Raw genomic sequence first — 15,593 nt, forward strand, 5'->3', positions numbered from 1 at the left:
CGCTCAACCACGATCACGTTGAGGTCGGTGAGGTACGTGAGTCCGGCCGGAGCCGTCCGGAACCGAGTGGAAGAAACCTCCGGCCACCAACGAGCAACGCCTTGTGAGCCGTTGGCGCTCCAGCGTCGCTGGCGCCCGGGCCAGGATCTCCTCGTCTGGTCATGGGCTGCGGAAGTGCTCCGGTCTCGGTGGCGATCTCGGCCGCCGGTCGTTCCTTGTCGCCGAGCAGCTCCATCACCCGCGGTCGGACGGTCGCGCGCATGTCCGGATGTGACAGAGAACCGTCATTGCGGCCATCGGTGGCGGCGGTGAGGATGGAGCCATGTCCACTCCGCACCGCGTCGTCATCGCGGTCTTCCCCGATGTCGATCTCCTCGACGTCACCGGCCCTGCCGAGGTCTTCGCGCTGGCCGGCCGGGAGACCGCGGGCCGCGCCGACTACCAGGTCCGCCTCGCCGGGCCCGTCGCAGGCGAGATCCGTACGTCGGCGGGGGTACGCCTGGTGGCCGACCTCGGCTTCGACGAGGTGGGCGGGCAGGTGGACACCCTCCTGGTGCCCGGCGCCGTCGACATGACGGACGAGGGGCCGATCGCCCGCATCGACGCGGACGTCGTGGAGTGGGTGAAGGCCACCGCACCGCACGCCCGCCGCGTGGCTTCGGTGTGTGTGGGCGCGCACGTCCTCGCCGCGGCCGGACTCCTCGACGGGAAGACGGCGACCACCCACTGGTCGACCGCCGCCCAGCTCGCCGCCGAACACCCCGCCGTCACGGTCGACCCGGACCCCATCTTCGTACGCACCGACCGGGGCCGGTTGTGGACCGGGGCCGGGATCAGCGCTTGCCTGGATCTCGCGCTGGCGCTCGTGGCCGAGGACCAGGGCGAGGACGCGGCCCTGGCGGTGGCCCGGCAACTGGTGATGTACCTCAAGCGCCAGGGCGGTCAGAGCCAGTTCTCCGTACCGCTCAGCCGCCCCGCGTCCGCCCGGCGCGACATCGACGAACTGCGGCTGTGGATCGCCGAGCACCTCGACGAAGACCTGTCGGCGGCGGCACTGGCGGCCCGGATGTGCCTGAGCGAGCGGCACTTCGCCCGGGTGTTCAAACAGGAGACGGGCACCAGCCCGGCGGACTACGTGGAAGCCGCTCGCGTCGAGGTGGCGCGCCGCCTCCTCGAGACCACCGACAGCCCGCTCGACCAGGTCGCGACCGCCGCCGGGCTCGGCTCGGTGGAGACGCTCCACCGAGCGTTCAACCGACAGCTCGCCACCACCCCGGCGGCATACCGCCGCCGCTTCCGCGTCCAGACCACCTGACCCTCCGCACCCCCGCCGGTACCCCAGGCCACACAAGCAGGCCCTGCGGCTTCGCCATGCCTCATTCCGCCATGCCGTATCCGGCATCCACCGCGCAACACGAAAGGCACCTCACACCATGAGCACCTCCACGAATCAGCCCTCCACGACCCTGCGTGACGTGATCGGCCTGGACAGCCGGCCGCCCCGGCTGAGTGAATCCGCGCTGATCTTGATCGACTTCCAGAACACCTACCGCACCGGCGTCATGGCCCTGGACGGCGCGGAGGAGGCGCTCGCGGCAGGCGCCCGCCTGCTGGAACGCGCCCGTGCGGCCGGCACCCCGGTCGTCCACATCCTCAATGACGGCGGCGAAGGATCCCCGTACGACATCCGTGCTCACATCGGGGCCATCAGCGACGAGGTCGCCCCGGTGAGCGGCGAGGCGGTCGTGGTCAAGCAGTTCCCCAACTCCTTCCACGCCACCGAACTGGAGAAGACGCTCACCGGCCTGGGCTTCGCCGCGGGCAGCGGCAAGGATCTGGTGCTTGCCGGGTTCATGACTCACATGTGCGTCAACCACACCGCTCAGGGCGCCTTCAACCTCGGCTACCGCCCCACCGTCGTCGCCGAAGCCACCGCCACCCGCGCCCTCGCCGCCCCCGACGGCACCGTCCTGCCCGCCGCCGCACTCCAGAGCGCCGCGCTGACGACGGTCACCGACCTGTTCGGAACAGTTGTTCCCTCCGTCGACGGGGTCCCGGCCTGAGCATGCACCTGATCCCGGCCTGAGCATGCACCTCTTTCGTGTCATAGGACACGTCATTACCCGGCGCCGTCCTGGGTAGGGGGTGCATGATCGCCTGGGCTCAAGCCCAGGAAGCAACACCGGAACCACGGAGGTATCCATGTCCTCGAAGCGACGTCGCAAGAAGAAGGCCCGCCGCAAGAACGGCGCGAACCACGGCAGCCGCCCCCAGTCCTGACGGCGGGCGCGGCGATCGGGGGCGGCACCATCTGGTGCCGCCCCCGAAGCATGTCCCGACCCGACCCGACCACACCGGACCGGAACGGTCAGGAATCGAGAAGCACCGGCACCCGAGCCGCGCCTAGCGTGAAGTCCATGGACGTCACCCTGCACGCGAGCTTCCTCCCGCACAGCGACCCCGACGCCTCCCTGGCCTTCTACCGCGACATCCTCGGCTTCGAGGTCCGCCACGACATCGGGCACGACGGGATGCGCTGGATCACCGTCGGCCCCGCCGGCCGGCACGGTACCTCCCTCGTCCTTCAGCCCCCGGCCACCGGCCCCGGCATCACCGACGCCGAGCGCCGCACCATCGACGAGATGATGGCCAAGGGGACCTACGCCGGCATCCTGCTGGCCACCGCCGACCTGGACTCCACCTTCGCGCGGCTCCGTGCCGAGGACGCCGAGATCGTCCAGGAGCCGACCGAGCAGCCTTGCGGCGTACGCGACTGCGCGGTCCGCGACCCCGCGGGCAACCTGCTCCGCATCCTGGAGCTGGGCTGAGGGCGCCGGACCCGAGATCGCGCGCACCGAGCCGGCACCGCCAAGCGGAAGAACGGCGACCCGTTGCCGCGAACACGCCGACGAAGTAGAACCTGACGTATCGCTCGACGATGATCAGATCGAGCCAGGCGGCACCGACGGACCCGCGCAGGCGGCTCCGCACGACAGATGGAGACAAGACACCATGAGCCCGGCCAAGAGAAAGACCGCGCAGTCGCCTGCGCTCCACGCCGCCGACAGTCACGACTTGATCCGTGTGCACGGCGCGCGCGTGAACAATCTCAAGGACGTCAGCATCGAGATCCCCAAGCGGCGCCTCACGGTGTTCACCGGAGTCTCGGGCTCGGGCAAGAGTTCGCTGGTGTTCAGCACGATCGCCGCCGAGTCGCAGCGGATGATCAACGAGACGTACAGCGCCTTCGTGCAGGGCTTCATGCCGACGCCGGCCCGCCCCGAAGTCGACGTACTCGACGGTCTGACGACGGCGATCATCGTCGACCAGCAGCGGATGGGCGCCGACCCGCGCTCCACCGTGGGCACCGCCACCGACGCCAACGCGATGCTGCGCATCCTGTTCAGCCGGCTCGGCAAGCCACAGATCGGCCCGCCCAGCGCCTACTCCTTCAACACCGCGTCGGTACGGGCGAGCGGCGGGATCACCGTCGAGCGCGGGGGCGACAAGACCAAGACCGTGAAGGCCACCTTCAACCGCACCGGCGGCATGTGCACGCGCTGCGAGGGCCGGGGCTCGGTCTCCGACATCGATCTCACCCAGCTCTACGACGACTCCAAGTCGCTCTCCGAGGGCGCGTTCACCATCCCCGGCTGGAAGTCGGACAGTCAGTGGACCGTGCAGGTCTACGCGCAGTCGGGCCTCGTCGACCCGGACAAGCCGATCCGCAAGTACACCAAGAAGGAACTGCGGGACTTCCTCTACGGGGAGCCCATGAAGGTCAAGGTCAACGGCGTCAACCTCACCTACGAGGGGCTGATCCCCAAGATCCAGAAGTCGTTCCTCTCCAAGGACAAGGAGGGGATGCAGCCGCACATCCGGGCCTTCGTGGAGCGCGCGGTCACCTTCACCACCTGCCCCGAGTGCGACGGCACCCGTCTCAGCGAGGGGGCCCGGTCCTCGAAGATCAAGAAGATCAGCATCGCCGACGCCTGTGCGATGGAGATCCGCGACCTGGCCGAGTGGGTCCGCGGCCTCAAGGAGCCCTCGGTCGCTCCGCTGCTCACGGCGTTGCAGCAGACCCTCGACTCGTTCGTGGAGATCGGCCTCGGCTACCTCGCACTCGACCGCCCCGCGGGCACGCTGTCCGGTGGCGAGGCACAGCGCGTCAAGATGATCCGGCACCTGGGCTCCTCGCTCACCGACGTCACGTACGTCTTCGACGAGCCCACCATCGGCCTGCACCCGCATGACATCGAGCGGATGAACAAGCTGCTCCTTCGCCTGCGGGACAAGGGCAACACGGTCCTCGTCGTCGAGCACAAGCCCGAGGCCATCGCGATCGCCGACCATGTCGTCGACCTCGGCCCCGGGGCCGGTACGGCGGGCGGAGCGGTCTGCTTCGAGGGCACCGTCGACGGACTGCGGGGCAGCGACACCGTCACCGGGCGCCACCTCGACGACCGTGCCGCGCTCAAGGAGACGGTGCGGAAGCCCTCCGGCACGCTGGAGATCCGCGACGCCACCCGCCACAACCTCCAGGGCGTCGACGTCGACGTCCCGCTGGGGGTGCTGTGCGTCGTCACCGGCGTCGCGGGCTCCGGCAAGAGCTCACTGATCCACGGCTCGATCCCCGCGTCCGAGGGTGTGATCTCGGTCGACCAGGCGCCGATCAAGGGCTCGCGGCGCAGTAACCCGGCCACGTACACCGGACTGCTCGAACCGATCCGCAAGGCGTTCGCCAAGGCCAACGACGTGAAGCCGGCGTTGTTCAGCGCCAACTCCGAGGGTGCCTGCCCCACGTGCAACGGCGCGGGCGTCATCTACACCGACCTCGGGATCATGGCCAGTGTCGAGACCCTCTGTGAGGACTGCGAGGGGAAGCGGTTCCAGCCCGCGGTGCTCGAATACACCTTCGGTGGCCGGGACATCAGCGAGGTACTCGCGATGTCGGTGGCCGAGGCGGAGGAGTTCTTCGGCGAGGGCGAGGCCCGTACGCCCGCCGCGCACAAGATCCTCGAACGCCTCGCCGACGTGGGGCTCGGCTACCTCAGCCTCGGGCAGCCGCTCACCACGCTCTCCGGCGGCGAGCGGCAGCGGCTCAAGCTGGCCACCCACATGGCGGACAAGGGCGGCGTCTACATCCTCGACGAACCGACCACGGGCCTGCACCTCGCGGACGTCGAGCAACTGCTCGGCCTGCTGGATCGCCTCGTCGACTCCGGCAAGTCGGTCATCGTCATCGAGCACCACCAGGCGGTCATGTCGCACGCCGACTGGATCATCGACCTCGGCCCCGGCGCCGGACACGACGGCGGCAAGATCGTCTTCGAGGGCACGCCGGCGGATCTCGTCGCCGACCGCTCCACGCTCACCGGCGAACATCTCGCGGCGTATGTCGGCTGACCGGCGGGGCACGGCTCCAAGGCTCGGCTGCTCTCGTTTGGGTACGAATCCGAAGATTGCACGCAGACGGTCCATGGAGTCAGTAATCTGCGTCTGACGTCCCATTGAGCCCGTGGCATCCGCATGCCACGGGCTCAATGCCGGACGTGGGCGGATTCCTGAAGGTGCCGGGAGCGGAAAGGAACGTTGGACTGCGCATGAGCGATGCGGGCAACGGAATTCCTTCGCCGCGGCCGCCCCGTGCCGGGACAAGGACCGGTGGCGAAGAGACCGCGTCGCCGTCCCCGATCTACGACGCGCTGGTACGGGAGTGGCAGGCCCGGAACCGGGAGGTGCCGCGTACGCCGGCCCCGCGCTCGCGCTGGGAACGCGTCGACCCGCAGGACCTGTTCCACCGGGGCTGACCGGCGGGCGTCGACGCGTCATGTGAGCGGCGCCGCCGGATGGGCGTGAGTGCTGAGCCAACGGCAGATCGCCAGGGCGACGGTGTCGTCGAGGGTGCTCAGCGCGTCGATGGCCTTGGCGTCGTCGGGGTGGGGAGGGACCGCGGCCGTGGTGAGCGTCGCGTGCAGGCTCAGACGGTGCCGGTCGCGGGGCGTGAGTGCGGCCGGGGGTGCCATGTCCAGACGCTGCGTCGGGTCGGGCGGGGGCAGCAGGAAGTCGGCCTCCGCGTCCCAGTTGACGGTCGGCAGGATGGTGGCGGGTGAAGTCATGGCGGCTTCCTCACGACGTGCGGGCGATGCCTGTGTCGGACAGGAAGCGGTCGGGTGGCTCTCCGGTTGCGCGGGTCCCGCCAAGACACCCGAATGCGCTAATCATTGGGCGTCCAGGGCTCGTACGCTCCGCTCGGCAGGGGGAGTTGAGGCTCCACCCGTGACCCCGTGACCCCGTGACCCCGCGTCCCCGTGACCCCGTGCGCCACGCGCCCGCCTCACGCCGACTCGTACCACCCCAACGCCCCGCTGCCTTCTGACGGGTCGAACGACTGGTGCAGTGCCACCAGCGCGGCCACCACCCGTGGGTCCACCTCCTGGCCGAGCACGCGGTACTCGTCGGACAGACCCCGGAACACGAGACGCGCCCGGCCGGAAGGGTCGCGCCAGATGATCCGGCGCGGGGCGCCGAAGCCGCCGTCGCCCTCGCCCAGGAGCGAGGTGATGCCCCACACCAGGCTGAGCGGCAGTCCGACGGGCCACCACAGCGCCCACCACACCAGACGGCCCCGACACCCCTGAAGGGCGGGCCCCGTGACGGGCTCCACGGTCCACCGTGTGCGGCCGAGGCGCAGGAGGGGGCGCCGCCGGAAGGTGATCCTGGCGAGCGGGGTGCCGCCGGCGTCGTCGACGCGGTAGGCGGCGGGGCGTCCGCTCGTGCGGGAGCCGAGCGTCTGCTCGGTGGTCACCCGCGCGACCGGCGCCCGGCCGTCCGGAACTATGTGGAAGGCGCGCAGCGAGTGGCGGTTGTCCCGCTCGGGGCCGGCGGGGTCACGGCAGAGGCGGCCGATCACGCCGTCCGCGTCGGGCTGTTCACTGCCGCCCCACCTGACGACGACGGGGGGATTCGGCGCGTACATCACCCGGTAGGTCACTCGGTTCTGGGGCACGCGCTGTCTCTCCCGTCCTGCGGCGGCGGTCCTTCCGCGGCCGTGATCGAAATACTCGTGATCTGAACACTCATGATCGCAACGGCCATGATCTCAGAGGAGTTTGCGCTTCCCTCACCCGATCGGGAGAACGCGTACAACCCTTCTGCCCCATCCGGTGTCGAACAGGGCGCCGGACAAGGAACGGGCCCTTTCCGGACACCCTCGCGCCTGCCCGGCCACCTTCCTTCATAGGAGCCGCTCGTGCGCAAGAACCGATCGGCCGCCCTCGCCGCGGCCTCATTCCTCCTCCTCACCGGGGCGGGCATCGTTGCCGCTCCCTCCGCTGTCGCCGGCACTCCTGGGGGGACGCACGCCGACGACCGCAACAGTGACTTCAACGGCGACGGATACGAGGATGTGCTGGTCGGAGCCCCCGGGGCGACGGTCAGCGGCCAGAAGGGCGCCGGTCTCGTCACGGCGCAGTACGGCTCCTCCAGAGGCATGAACACCACCTCCGTCGGCAGATTCAGCCAGTCGACGGCAGGCGTCGCGGGCGCCGCGGAGGCGGGCGACGGCTTCGGGAAGGCCGTCGCCACCGGCGACCTCGACGGCGACGGCTTCGACGACGCGATCGTCGGCATCCCCGGCGAGGACATCGGCGACACCGCGGACGCCGGTGGCGTCGCGATCCTGTGGGGCTCGAAGCAGGGCCTCAGCGGCGCGGCCAGCGACTGGCTGGAGACCCAGGAGCCCACCAAGGGCGAGCAGTTCGGCGTGGGGCTCGCGGCGGCGCACCTCACCGGCGAGACCCCGGGCGACGTGCTGGCCGTACTGGACCGCGACGACCTGGAGCTCTTCGCGTACGACGCCGCACCGCAGGCCGACGGGCAGGCCCCGCTGCGGCGTCAGGCCTCCGAGCGTCTTTCCGCGGCGGCCGAGGAGCGCGACATCCTGCCGAAGTCACTGACCACCGGCGACTACGACGACAACGGCTACGCCGATCTCATCGTGTCCGGCGTGACCGTGGGCGACGAGCCGGGGCACGGCTGGTCCTCGTACTTCAAGGGGAGCGCCGACGGTCTCACGTACGACAGCGATCTGCGCGGCGGGCCCGCGGCGGCGTCCGGCGACATCAACCACGACGGGTACGACGACCTGGTGACCGGCGAGCCCAACTCCCCGGACGACGGCGGGGAAACGCTGACCGGCGGCCTGGTCGGCGTCCGCTACGGCGCCCCGGAAGGCCTCAAGGACGAGGCCAAGTGGTGGACGCAGGACAGCGTGGACGTGCCCGGCGTGGCGGAGCGCGGTGACGGCTGGGGCGCCGATCTGTCCGTGGCGGACACGAACGGCGACGGTTACGCGGACGTCGCGATCGGCGCTCCGGGCGAGGACATCGGCACGGTCGCCGACGCCGGGGCGGCCTGGGTGCTGCGCGGCTCCGAGCACGGCCTGACGGGGGTCGGCGCCAAGTCCTGGGACCAGAACTCCGCGGACATCCCCGGCGTCCCCGAGAAGGGCGACAAGTGGGGCGCCCAGATGCGCCTGACGGACCCCAACCGCGACGGCCGCTTCGGTCTGCTGGCCGCCGCCCCCGGCGAGAACGCCGGTGACGGAGTGGTGTGGGTCCTGTCCGCGGGGACGGGCGGCGTCACAGCGTCCGGCTCCTGGACGTACGGCGGGGATTCGCTGGGCACGCCGGGCAAGGGCGCGGCGTTCGGCGCGGCGATCGACGAGTAGGTCGCGCGGCAGTAGGCGCCGTGGCCCGAAAGGGCCTACCGGCAGAGCGTCCGGACGCGGTCGTGAGTGGCCTCCGTATGATCACGGCCATGTGCTCACGACCGCGTTCGCAGGCTGAACAGGCATGACGGATAGTCGAGTTGCCATCGTCACGGGCGGCGGGACGGGCATCGGTGCCGCCACGGCCCGGCAGCTGAGCGCGGCCGGACAAGCGACGCGGCTCGTGCCCGCGGGCAGGCCGGGTGAGCCGGAGGCGGTCGCGGAGGCGGCGGCGTGACGGCGGTGGACCCCGGCACCTCCGCGTTCGAGTTCAGCATCGCGCCACGTGCCTGAGGAACCCGCCAAGGTCCTTACGCAGCAGGTGCGTTGACCGCACGGGTAACGTGACGCGTCGACTGAGGGGTGGACGCTTCACATGACATCGAGCAATTTCCGTATCGGCGGCGAGATCGACGTACGCCGGATCGGGTTCGGGGCGATGCGGCTCCCGACCGAGGCCGGGGCGGCGAGGGAGGCCTCCGTCGCGGTGGCCAGGCGCGCCGTCGAGCTGGGCGTCACGCTGATCGACACGGCGTACATGTACGGGTGGGGCGCCAACGAGGAACTCCTGGCAGAGGCGCTGCACCCGTATCCGGACGACCTGCTCATCGCGACCAAGGTCGCGATCGAGCGGCCGGCTCCCGGCGAGGAGGCGCAGGTCAACGGCCGGCCGGAGTTCCTGCGTGAGCAGGTGGAGCAGGCCCTCCGCCGGCTGCGCGTCGAGCGGATCGGGCTCCTCCAGATGCACCGTCTCGACCCGAAGGTGCCGCTCGCCGATCAGCTCGGGACGCTGCGAGAGTTCCAACTCGCAGGAAAGATCGGCCATGTCGGCCTGTCGGAGGTCACGGTCGACGAGCTCGACGAGGCACGGCGGACCGTCGACGTGGCGAGCGTGCAGAACCGCTACAGCCTGCTCGATCGTGAGCACGAGGCCGTGCTCGACGCCTGCGAGGAGGCGGGGATCGCCTTCCTGCCCTGGCGTCCCGTCCACCCGGCGGCCTCGACCGCGACAGCGGGGATCGCGGCCGTCGCCGCCGAACTCGACGCCACCCCGGCGCAGATCGCCCTGGCCTGGCTGCTCGACCGCTCCCCGGTCGTCCTGCCGATCCCCGGCACGGCCTCGCTCGACCACCTGGCGGAGAACGTGGCGGCGGCAGAGCTCCGGCTGAGCGCGGACCAGCGCGAGCGCCTGGACCGCATCACGCCTGCCCCTGCTGGATGAGCTCCGCGGGACGGTCGATGCGGTAGAGGTAGTGGGCGCGGTCGTCGATGGGGTTGTCCGGTTCCAGTGACACCTCGGCGACCCGCCGCAGGCCCGCCTTCTCCAGGGCGCGCCACGACGCGGGATTGCCCACGTGTACGGGCACGAGTACCGCCGTGGCCTCGGGATAATCGCTCCAGGTGGCCGCGAGGACCGCCCGGATCATGCGTGTGCCGAGGCCATGGCCGACCCTCCGGGGGTCGCCGATGAGGTAGTCGATGGACGCGGCACCCGGAGGGATCTCGACCTGGCCGACCAACTCACGCATGTCGTCGGGGTAGTCGGCGAGGCGGCAGCGCTGGACGAGGCCGAACGGTTCGCCGTCGAGCAGCATGAGCAGGTCCTCAGACGCCTCCTCGCCACGGGCCGCAGGGCCGAAGTCGCGCGCCACCGCCTCGGGTGACGTCTCGTGGTTCCACCAGCGCGCGACGTGCGGCTGCTCCAGCCACTGCCGCAGCAGGGGGAAGTCCGGTTCGTCGAGTCGACGCCAGCTGATCATCAGGGCACCTCGGGGGAGAAGTCGGGGGAGGCTTGGGGGCGGAACCATGGCAGCTGCGGCCATTCTCCCGCCTGCCGCGGGCTCAACCCCCGTACGTGGCCTCGGACTCGCCGAGCACCGTGGCGAAGTCCTGCGCGAACCGGGCCGCTTCCGTCACCTCCAGTGTGGCCGTGGTGATCCGTACGGCGGTGGGGGCGGCAATGCGGAAGCGTGAGCCGGCGGCCACCCACCACCCCCGTGAGCGCAACCCGTTGACCACCGCGGACTCGTCCCGCACCGGCACACATACGTTCAGTCCGCTCGCCCCGTGCGCGGCAACCCCGCGCCGCGCGAGCTCCTCGACGAGCGCATCGCGCCGCTCGGTGTACGCACGCTCGGCGCGCCCCACCAGCGCACGTGCCTGGGGGTCGGCCATCGTGCGCTCGACCGTCTCCTGCAGCAGGTGACTGACCCACCCCGACGTGAGCAGCATCCGCCCCTCGTGCCGGGCCAGCGTGGCCGCGTCGCATGCCAGCGCGGCCCACCGCAGGTCGATGCCCAGATGCTTGGACACGGTCCTCACCTGTGCCCAGCGTTCGAGCCCGCCCGCCGCCAGCGAGTACGAGGGCGCCCCCGCGACTTCCGCGTTGTGATCGTCCTCGATCACCAGGACGTCCGGGAACTCGCCGAGCGCTTCGAGCAGGGCGTCGCGCCGCTCCTCCGAGAAGCAGCCGCCCATCGGGTTCTGTCCCCGGGGGCTGCACACCACCGCCCTGACCCCCGCCCTCAGCGCACCGCGCAGCGCCTGGGGTCTGATCCCCTCGTCGTCCACCGCGACGGGCACCATGCGCAGCCCCAACGCCGTTACCAGGTCCAGGAGATGGTGGAAGCCCGGGTCCTCGACGGCCACCGCGTCGCCCGGCTTCAACTCGGCGGAGAGCAGCCGGGCCATGCAGTCGAGTGCTCCGTGCGCGAAGGTCACCCGGCTGTCCGGAATCCCGTCCCGTGCGAACCACTCACGGGACAGCTCCTCAAGCCCCGCGCGGCGCGGCGACCCGCGGTGCGAACCGCTGACGGGCACCACTCGCTCGGGCGGCAGCAGCACCGGCAGCAGCGCCGGGTCCGGATGCCCGCCCGCCAGATCGCGCACCCCTGGCGGCACCTTCGGCGGGCGGCGCGCCCCGACCGCGGGGGTCTGTGCGACCACCGTGCCGCCACGGCCCCGCGTCACCACGATCCCGCGCTGCCGGAGCTCCTTGTAGGCCGTCGCCACCGTCCCCGCGCCGACACCGAGCTCGTCGGCGAGCCTGCGCACCGGGGGGAGAGCGTCCCCCGGGCCCAAACCGCCCTCGGCCACGGCCTGTTCGACCGAGGAGGTAATGCCCTTGGCGGTCGTACCACTGATCGCATATTGTGCTGACACGTAATCAAATATGTATCAGTACAAAGTCATACGTCAAGTCGCAAGCCAAGGGGGAGTGGTGAGCATCAGTCGTGGGCGGGCCGCGCTGTACGAGCGCATACCAGGGGGTCTCGACGGCCGTCGCATGCTCTGGATCGCCTTGATCAACAAGGCGGGAACCGGGCTCTGGATGGGGGCGGCCGCCCTCTACTTCACTCTGGTCACCGGGCTCTCCGTCGCCGAGGTCGGCGTACTCATGGGCGTCTCCGGGGCCGTGGGCATCGCTGGGGCGCCGCTCGCGGGCCACCTCGCCGACCGCTTCCCCGTCACGCGCGTCATCATCGGCGCCCAACTCCAGCAGGCCATCGCCCTGTTGGCCTTGCTGACGACGGACGACTTCTCGCTGCTCCTGCTGTACTCGGCCGTGAGCAGCCTCGCCGACCGGGGCGCCAACGTCCTCACCAAGCTGTACGCCGCCCGTATCGCGGGCCCCGACCGCACCAGGTGCCAAGCCGTCCAGCGCACCGTGTCCAACGCGGGGTGGGCCATCGGCGGTCTGGCCGGCGCGCTCGCACTCGCCGTCGGCACCACCCACGCCTACCAGGCCCTGCTCGTCGGCAATGTGCTCAGCTTCCTCGTCGCGGCGGTCCTCACGCTGCGCTGCGCGGAACCACCGTCCCCGTCCCGAGTGGTCACGGACTCCACGGCATCCGCGCTCCCCGCCCCGCCGTCGAGCCCGTGGCGTGACCGCCCCTATCTGTTCTTCACCGCCACCGAGGCGGCGCTCTTCCTGGACGACGCCGTGCTCCAGGTCGGCATGCCCCTGTGGATCGTCCACGCGACGGACGCCCCGCACGGCCTCGCCCCGCTGCTCATGGTCCTCAACTGCGTGCTCGTCGTCTGCTGCCAGGTACCGCTGTCCCGCTTCGGGAGCACGCCGGACGCGGCCCGTGCCCTCCTCCTGCCCCTCGCCGCCTGCTTCGTCGTCGGCTGCGCCGCGATGACCACCTCCGTGGCGGGCGGTACGTGGGTGGCCGTCATCGCCCTGGTGGTCGCGGCGATCGCCTTCACCTTCGCGGAGATACTGCACGCCATCGCGTCCTGGGAACTCTCCATCGCGCTCGCCCCCGACGACGCCCAGGGCGCCTACCTCGGCGTACACGGCCTGTCCTCGTCGGCCCAACGCAGCGGTGGGCCGCTCCTGGTCACCGCTGTGATCGCAGCGGGCCCTCTGGCCTGGCCGCTGCTCGGCGCGGGCGTGATCGCCACGGTCGCGGCGCAGAGCCACCTCGTACGCAGGAGGCTGCACCGGTCGAACGGGCCGGCGGATGCGCCCGGCGGCGCGCGGCGCGCGGCGCGAACGCGGTCAGCGGCTCGGGGCGTAGCCCGTCGCCGCACGGTGGGCCCGACCGACGACATCCCGCCCGCCACGACTGCGTGGCGGGCGGGGAGGTGTACCCGGTGTGGCGTCGGTTGCCGCGGTGGCTCAGCGGCCGATGCGGATGCGGTGCGCCTGGTCCTGGCCCTCGGGGCCGGAGCCGGACTTGTCGAGCACGAACGCCGTACCGCCCGTCACCTGCACGTGGTTGGGGTTGGCGCCGGTGGCCAGGGTCTCGACGACGGAGCCCTTGGCGGGGTCGACGACCGTGACGGTGCCGGGGGTCCGGTTGGCGACGAGGACGTTGCCCGAACGCCGGTCGGTGGCGACCGACAGGGCGCCGGCGCCGGTCGGCACGGACTTCTTCACGGTGCCCTTCTTGAGGTCGACGACCGAGAGGCCGCCGGCGGCCTGGTCGGCGGTGTAGGCGGTGCGGCCGTCCTTGGAGAGCGCGATGGAGATCGGGCCGTCACCGGTGGGGATGAGACGCGGGCTCTCGCTTTTCCGGGTGATCTCGATGATGCGGTCGCCGTTGAGGTCGGCGGCGTACGCGGCGCCGGTCCGCGTGTTCACGGCGAGCCCTGCCGGGCCCGCGCCCTCGACCGTGACGCGCTTCTTCTCCTTGAGGGTGCGGGTGTCGAAGGCGACGACGGTGCCGTCGCCGAAGCCGCTCGCCCACGCCGTGTCGTGCTTGGCGTCCACGACGACCTCACGGGCGTGGTTCACGCCCGGCAGCGACGTGAGGTGCTTGCCGGTGCGCTGGTCGTAGACGGCGACGGAGTTGTCGCGGGTGTTCGTCGTCCAGACGGTGTTGTGCTCGTCGTCCACGGCGACTCCGTAGACGGCCTCGACCGCGCCGGTTTCGGCGTTCGTGACCGGAGGCGTGTAGCCGGCCTTCACCTTCAGCGTGCGCGGGTCGACCTTCAGCAGGGTGGAGTTGGTGACGGGCGGCCTGCCCACCGCGGAGGTGGCCCACAGCACGTTGTTCCGCTCGGAGTACGCGGACTGGTAGAGACCCTTCACGAGCGGCGCGGACTCGACGGTCGAGCCGGCCGCTTTGCCGGAGTGCTGACCGGGCTGCGCGGACGCGACACCGGTCAGGGCCATCGAGCTGCCCGCGGCGAGCGCGACGGCGACTGCGGCGGTACGGCGGATGCGGCAAGTGAGTGAGGTCATGCTGCGTCAATCTCCTTGACTGAGGCGCCTCCAAGAGAGGCGATCACTCGATAACTTAGCTTAGGCTTACCTAAGTTGCACGTGGGTCATCGTGTGGCACCCGTCACAACTGACCCGACGGCCCCGAGCGGGACACCTACGCGGCCAGGCCACGACCGTCCGACCGTCCTTCAGGACAACAGCTCCGCCGTGTCCAGGAACGGTCGCCCCAGCTCCTCCGCGCCGAAGTCGAGCACGTAGAGGCCGGTGGAGACCCGCTCCAGGTAGCCCCACTCCCAGATCGCCTGCTCGTCCATGCCTGTCCGGTTCGCGAGCAGCGCGCAGTACGAGCGGATCAGAGCGCGGGCCGCGGCCTTGTCCCTGCCTCTCAACTCCGCGCACCAGTCGCGGAGTACGACCCCCAGGTCGTAGGTGGGGTCCGCCACGAAACCGTCCGGGTCCACGAAGACGAAACCGGCCTCGGCCCCGGCCCGGGGCGCGGTGACCCGCAGCGCGTTGCCGGGGTGCGGGTCACCGTGCACGACGACGCAGTGGTCGGGGTCGAAGGCGGCGGCGCGGCGTTCGGCGTACGTCAGTGCTCGGGTCACCGCACGCTCCGAGCAGGGGCGGCCGAGGCTCTCCCACAGCCGTGCGACCAGCTCGCCCAGGGCGCCGGCCTTCTCCTCGGCGCGGTCTGCGGTGAGTTCCGTGGCACGCGGCACCCGCCAGGCGCTCCGGAGCATCGCGCACAGCGTCTCGATCTGCTGCGGGGGAGCGAGGCCGAGCCGGTCCATCGAAGGGCCGAGCGCTTCCTGGAGCATCGCGTGCCGGTCCACGTCGTGGGCCAGGAGCCTCACATACCCCCGGCCTTCCGCGAGGCGCAGGGTCCGCACCTGGCTCGCGAAGTCCGGTGCGGGAAGGGACACCTTGAGCACCGCGTTCCGGCCGTCCCGGGTGCGGGCCCGCGCCACGTAGGAGGTGGTTCCGCCGGGCAGCGACGGGCCGGCCTCGATCGACATGCGCCGCTCCAGATCCCTGACGAGAGCGGGCAGTTCGGCCAGCCACCGCTCGCCGACGCCTCCGAGGCTGAGGGCCTTCTGGCGTACGAGGGGCTGGACTTCGACGGCGGGTTCGCTCACGGCGTCGATT

Annotated in this window: 14 protein-coding genes and 1 pseudogene; 9 read left to right on the forward strand and 6 right to left on the reverse strand. The window is 71.1% G+C overall.

Annotated features, from left to right (window positions below; genetic code table 11):
* Nucleotides 1-322 precede the first annotated feature (322 nt).
* The 5 genes from ABXJ52_RS34410 (at nt 323) to ABXJ52_RS34430 (ending at nt 5,810) form a co-directional block, all read left to right on the forward strand.
* Entirely contained in the window at nt 323-1,315 is a 993-nt protein-coding gene (locus tag ABXJ52_RS34410) for a helix-turn-helix domain-containing protein (protein ID WP_367047635.1), read from the forward strand.
* Nucleotides 1,316-1,433: 118 nt separating this feature from the next.
* Complete coding sequence (locus ABXJ52_RS34415; protein WP_367047637.1) at nt 1,434-2,063, forward strand: cysteine hydrolase family protein; 630 nt, start codon at nt 1,434-1,436, stop codon at nt 2,061-2,063.
* Between the two features lie 354 nt (nt 2,064-2,417).
* Nucleotides 2,418-2,828, forward strand: coding sequence for a VOC family protein (locus ABXJ52_RS34420; RefSeq protein WP_367047639.1), 411 nt, complete (start codon nt 2,418-2,420; stop codon nt 2,826-2,828).
* Nucleotides 2,829-3,012: 184 nt separating this feature from the next.
* Nucleotides 3,013-5,406: an excinuclease ABC subunit UvrA gene (locus ABXJ52_RS34425; protein ID WP_367047641.1), complete on the forward strand. Its 2,394-nt coding sequence runs from the start codon at nt 3,013-3,015 to the stop codon at nt 5,404-5,406.
* A gap of 197 nt (nt 5,407-5,603) precedes the next feature.
* Nucleotides 5,604-5,810, forward strand: a complete 207-nt coding sequence (locus ABXJ52_RS34430; RefSeq protein WP_367047643.1) for a hypothetical protein — start codon at nt 5,604-5,606, stop codon at nt 5,808-5,810.
* Nucleotides 5,811-5,828: 18 nt separating this feature from the next.
* Here ABXJ52_RS34430 and ABXJ52_RS34435 read toward each other — a convergent pair whose 3' ends face one another.
* The gene (locus tag ABXJ52_RS34435; RefSeq protein ID WP_367047645.1) at nt 5,829-6,119 is read right to left on the reverse strand and encodes a hypothetical protein; all 291 of its coding nucleotides are present in this window, start codon (nt 6,117-6,119) and stop codon (nt 5,829-5,831) included.
* Between the two features lie 218 nt (nt 6,120-6,337).
* A complete protein-coding gene (locus tag ABXJ52_RS34440) occupies nt 6,338-7,009 on the reverse strand; it encodes a hypothetical protein (protein WP_367047647.1) in 672 nt (223 codons plus the stop codon).
* Between the two features lie 243 nt (nt 7,010-7,252).
* On the opposite strand from ABXJ52_RS34440, the gene ABXJ52_RS34445 reads away from it, so the two are divergent.
* From ABXJ52_RS34445 to ABXJ52_RS34455, 3 genes are all read left to right on the forward strand, one after another.
* Nucleotides 7,253-8,731 (forward strand): esterase, encoded by a 1,479-nt coding sequence (locus ABXJ52_RS34445; protein WP_367047649.1) that lies wholly within the window; start codon nt 7,253-7,255, stop codon nt 8,729-8,731.
* 124 nt (nt 8,732-8,855) lie between these two features.
* The gene (locus tag ABXJ52_RS34450; RefSeq protein WP_367047651.1) at nt 8,856-9,008 is read left to right on the forward strand and encodes a hypothetical protein; all 153 of its coding nucleotides are present in this window, start codon (nt 8,856-8,858) and stop codon (nt 9,006-9,008) included.
* Nucleotides 9,009-9,146: 138 nt separating this feature from the next.
* Nucleotides 9,147-9,992: an aldo/keto reductase gene (locus tag ABXJ52_RS34455; protein WP_367047653.1), complete on the forward strand. Its 846-nt coding sequence runs from the start codon at nt 9,147-9,149 to the stop codon at nt 9,990-9,992.
* Here ABXJ52_RS34455 and ABXJ52_RS34460 read toward each other — a convergent pair.
* A complete protein-coding gene (locus tag ABXJ52_RS34460) occupies nt 9,970-10,530 on the reverse strand; it encodes a GNAT family N-acetyltransferase (protein WP_367047656.1) in 561 nt (186 codons plus the stop codon). The two genes, ABXJ52_RS34455 and ABXJ52_RS34460, sit on opposite strands and share 23 nt — an antisense overlap.
* An 82-nt stretch (nt 10,531-10,612) precedes the next feature.
* A complete protein-coding gene (locus tag ABXJ52_RS34465) occupies nt 10,613-11,932 on the reverse strand; it encodes an aminotransferase class I/II-fold pyridoxal phosphate-dependent enzyme (RefSeq protein WP_367047659.1) in 1,320 nt (439 codons plus the stop codon).
* Between the two features lie 169 nt (nt 11,933-12,101).
* Here ABXJ52_RS34465 and ABXJ52_RS34470 point away from each other — a divergent pair.
* Nucleotides 12,102-13,031 (forward strand): annotated as a pseudogene (locus ABXJ52_RS34470) (MFS transporter); the annotation flags it as partial.
* A gap of 366 nt (nt 13,032-13,397) precedes the next feature.
* On the opposite strand, the gene ABXJ52_RS34475 reads toward ABXJ52_RS34470, so the two are convergent.
* Nucleotides 13,398-14,465 carry a YncE family protein gene (locus ABXJ52_RS34475; RefSeq protein WP_367047663.1) on the reverse strand — a complete coding sequence of 356 codons (1,068 nt, stop codon included), beginning with the start codon at nt 14,463-14,465 and terminating at the stop codon, nt 13,398-13,400.
* Between the two features lie 170 nt (nt 14,466-14,635).
* Complete coding sequence (locus tag ABXJ52_RS34480) at nt 14,636-15,583, reverse strand: aminoglycoside phosphotransferase family protein (RefSeq protein ID WP_367047665.1); 948 nt, start codon at nt 15,581-15,583, stop codon at nt 14,636-14,638.
* Nucleotides 15,584-15,593: the final 10 nt, after the last annotated feature.

Origin of the sequence: Streptomyces sp. Je 1-332 (genome assembly GCF_040730185.1) — a bacterium.
Lineage (GTDB): Bacteria > Actinomycetota > Actinomycetes > Streptomycetales > Streptomycetaceae > Streptomyces.